A 3813-nucleotide genomic window follows, 5' to 3' on the forward strand; every position below is an offset into this window, starting at 1 on the left:
GTTCTCAACTCAGTCGATCCGCCCGAACCAGGCGCCATAGCCGCCAAGGCGGATGGGCCCGGTGCCACCTTGTCCCGAAAAGCCATGTCCCGGCAAGGGCTGCAGCGAGCCCTTGCCGAGATCGACTTCGGCCGGCTTGCTGGCGAGGTTGAAGACGCAGGCGATGCGCTCGTTGCCTTCGCGGCGCGTGAAGGCGACGGTGTCGCCATCGCTTTCGATAAAGTCGATTTCGCCCTTGCCCAGCGCCGAATGCTGGCGCCGGAAGGCGAGGAAGCGCCGGTAATGCTCGAGCAGCGAGCTCGGATCGCCCTGCTGCACATTCACGGCTTGCGCCAGATGCTTGCCGGGCACCGGCAGCCAGGGCTTGGCGGTCGAGAAGCCGCCATTCTTGACCGCCGCATCCCACACCATCGGCGTGCGGCAGCCGTCGCGGCCCTTGAATTCCGGCCAGAAACGGATGCCGTAGGGGTCTTGCAGGTCCTCGAATTTGAGTTCCGCCTCGCCGAGGCCGAGCTCTTCGCCCTGATAGATGCAGACCGAGCCGCGCAGCGACATCAACAGCGCCGAGATCACCTTGAGATAAGCGCTCGGGTCCGCTTCGTTGGCGGCCCAGCGCGAGGCCACGCGCATCACGTCATGATTGGAGAACGCCCAGCAGGACCAGCCGTCCCTGGCGACCCGGCCGAAGGCCTCCAGCACCGCCCGCACCTTGGCGGCGCTGATCTTTTCCGGTGCCAGGAAGTCGAAGGAATAGCACATGTGAACGCGCTTGCCGTCGGCGGTGTAGGCGGCCACCACTTCCAGCCCGCGCTGCGAATCGCCGACCTCGCCGACGGCGGCTTGCGCCGGATATTCGTCGAGCAGCGCGCGGAAGCGCTCAAGGAAACCGAGATTCTCCGGCCGGCTCTTGTCGTAGATATGGTCCTGGTAATTGTAGGGGTTCACGGCCGGCGCCGTCTGGTCGTTGCGCTCTTCCGGCGGCAGCGGCGGGTTGTCCTCCAGCCCCAGGCTGTGGAAGTAGAAATTGATGGTGTCGAGCCGAAAGCCGTCGACGCCGCGCTCCAGCCAGAAGCGGGTGATGTTGAGCAGCGCGTCCTGAACCTCGGCGTTGTGGAAGTTGAGATCGGGCTGCTCGGCCAGGAAATTATGCATGTAATATTGCTGGCGGCTTGTATCCCATTGCCAGGCCGAGCCGCCGAAGATCGACAGCCAATTGTTGGGCGGCGTGCCGTCGGGCTTGGCGTCCGCCCACACATACCAGTCGGCTTTCGGATTGGTCCGGCTGGAGCGGCTTTCCTTGAACCAGGGGTGGATGTCGGCGGTGTGCGACAGCACCTCGTCGATCATCACCTTGAGGCCCAGCCGATGGGCTTCCGCCACCAGCGCGTCGAAGTCGGCCAGCGTGCCGAACATCGGATCGACGTCGCAATAGTCCGACACGTCGTAGCCGAAATCCTTCATCGGCGATTTGAAGAAGGGCGAGATCCAGATGGCGTCGACGCCGAGCGAGGCGATGTAGGGCAGCCGCCGGACAATGCCTTGCAGGTCGCCGATGCCGTCGCCGTTCGAGTCCTGATAAGAGCGCGGATAGATCTGGTAGATCACCGCGCCCCGCCACCAGTCGCGGTCTACGGCGGGGTCCGGTCTCGAACTCGTCTTCAAAGCCGATTGCATTGTCTCAACCTCCTTTCACCGAGCCGGCAAGCAGCCCGCGGACGAAATAGCGCTGCAGTGAGAAGAACACGATCAGCGGCACGATGATGGTGATGAAGGCCGATGTCGTGAGGATTTCCCAATTGCCGCCTCTCGAGCCGAGCAGCGCGTTGAGTTGCGCCGTCAGCACGATCTGGTCGGGCGCCGTGCCGAGGAAAACCATCGCCACCAACAGATCGTTCCACACCCACAGGAATTGAAAGATGGCGAAGGAGGCAAGCACCGGGAAGGACAGTGGCAGCACGATCTTGACAAAGATCTCGAAATCGCTGGCGCCGTCGATCCGTGCCGATTCCATGATCTCGCGCGGCAGGCCGGCGATATAGCTTCTGAGCAGGTAGATGGCGAAGGGCAGGCCGAAGCCGGTATGCGCCAGCCAGATGCCGAGATAGGTTTTCGACGGCACGCCGAAGAAGGTCCCGACGCCATTGTAGAGCTTGAGCAGCGGGATCAGCGACATCTGCAGCGGCACCACCAGCAGGCCGATGATCACCGCAATCAGCAGCGCCCGTCCGGGAAAGCGCATCCAGGCCAACGCATAGGCGGCGAAGGCGGCGATCAGAATCGGGATCACTGTCGCCGGAATGGTCACGGTCAGCGAGTTCATGAAGGAGCGGCCGATGCCTTGCGACAGAAGCACGTTCTCGTAGTTTTCCGTGGTGAATTTCGGCGGCGCCGAGGATGCATAGTAGACGCGCTGGCCGCGATCGCCTTCGAAGGCCTTCGGCGAAGACAGCACGAAGGTGCCGTCGGCGTTGACCTGCAGCGACACCCCATCGCCGAGATCGGCAGCCGTGCCGGCCTTGTATTGTGTCGGCGCCGCCGCCTTGGTGCCGAAGGCGCTGATCGCACGCTTGGCGCCGTCGCCGAAGACGTTGCCTTCGATGACGTATTTGCCGTCCTTCTGGGTTTGTGCGGACGCAGCCGGCAGACGCCCAGCCTCGGTCTGGCTGGAGCTTGAGAAGGAGTTCCACCAACCCGACGCGATGATCTGGTCCTTGTCGCGCAGCGACGACACGAGGATGCCGAGTGTCGGGATGGTCCAGATGACGACGAAGACCAGCACGGCGAGATGAACGCCGAATCGGCCGACGAAGGACTTTCCGCGGGTCGCAGCCATCTCAGTGTCCTCCCGTCTCTTTGTTGGCCTGGCGAATGTTCCAGACCATGATCGGGATGACCGCGATCATGATGATGATGGCGATCGTGGCACCGCGGCCGAAATCGCCGCCGCCGCGGAACATCCAGTCGAACATCAGATTGGCGAGCACCTGGCTGTTCCATTGGCCGTTGGTCATGGTCAGCACGATGTCGAACACTTTCAGCACCAGGATGGTGATGGTGGTCCAGACAACTGCGATCGTCCCCCAGATCTGCGGCACCATGATCTTCCAGAAGATCTGGAACGGGTTGGCGCCGTCGATCACGGCCGCCTCCAGCGTCTCTTCCGGAATCCCGCGCAAGGCCGACGACAGGATCACCATGGCGAACCCCGTCTGGATCCAGATCAGGATCACCATCAGGAAGAAATTGTTCCAGAACGGCAGCGATATCCAGACCTGCGGCTGGCCGCCGAAATACTGGATGATGGCGTTGAGCAGGCCGATCTGCACCTGGCCCTCGCCGCGATACTCGTAGATGAATTTCCAGATCACGCTGGCGCCGACGAAAGAAATCGCCAGCGGCAGGAAGATAAGGCTCTTGGCGATCGTCCCCCACCAGATCTTGTCGGTGAGCACGGCGATGATCAGGCCGAGGAAGGTGCAGGCCGCCGGCACCACCGCCAGCCATAGGATGTTGTTGAAGATCGAGTTGCGGAAATCCTGGTCGCTGAACGCCCATTGGTAGTTGGCGAGGCCGACGAAATGCTCGCCGCCACGGTCGAGAAAAGAGAGCCGCAGCGTCTCGATCACTGGATAGATCAGATAGATGGTCAGGATGATCATCGCCGGCCCGACGAACAGCCATGGCCGCACCAGCCCTTGCCGGCGCAGATTGTCGACGGCGGCGCTGCCGGAGACGCCGCGCGACGGAAAGATGAGATCGAGCAGCTTGTTGGCGCCCCAGAAATACGCGACACAGCCGCCGACGCCGATGATG

Annotated in this window: 3 protein-coding genes; all 3 read right to left on the reverse strand. The window is 62.6% G+C overall.

The genetic code is table 11. From position 1 onward, the window contains the following. Positions 1-9 precede the first annotated feature (9 nt). From EOA79_RS30535 to EOA79_RS30545, 3 genes are read right to left on the reverse strand one after another with little or no spacing between them, the layout of a single operon-like run. On the reverse strand, positions 10-1674 hold the full coding sequence (locus EOA79_RS30535; RefSeq protein WP_095824376.1) for an alpha-glucosidase family protein: 1665 nt from the start codon (positions 1672-1674) through the stop codon (positions 10-12). A 4-nt stretch (positions 1675-1678) separates the two neighbouring features. Next, a complete protein-coding gene (locus tag EOA79_RS30540; RefSeq protein ID WP_066996015.1) occupies positions 1679-2833 on the reverse strand; it encodes a carbohydrate ABC transporter permease in 1155 nt (384 codons plus the stop codon). A 1-nt stretch (position 2834) separates the two neighbouring features. Next, entirely contained in the window at positions 2835-3812 is a 978-nt protein-coding gene (locus EOA79_RS30545) for a sugar ABC transporter permease (RefSeq protein ID WP_128293593.1), read from the reverse strand. Between the last annotated feature and the right edge of the window lies 1 nt (position 3813).

Source organism: Mesorhizobium sp. M1A.F.Ca.IN.020.03.2.1 (assembly GCF_004023205.1).
Lineage (GTDB): Bacteria > Pseudomonadota > Alphaproteobacteria > Rhizobiales > Rhizobiaceae > Mesorhizobium.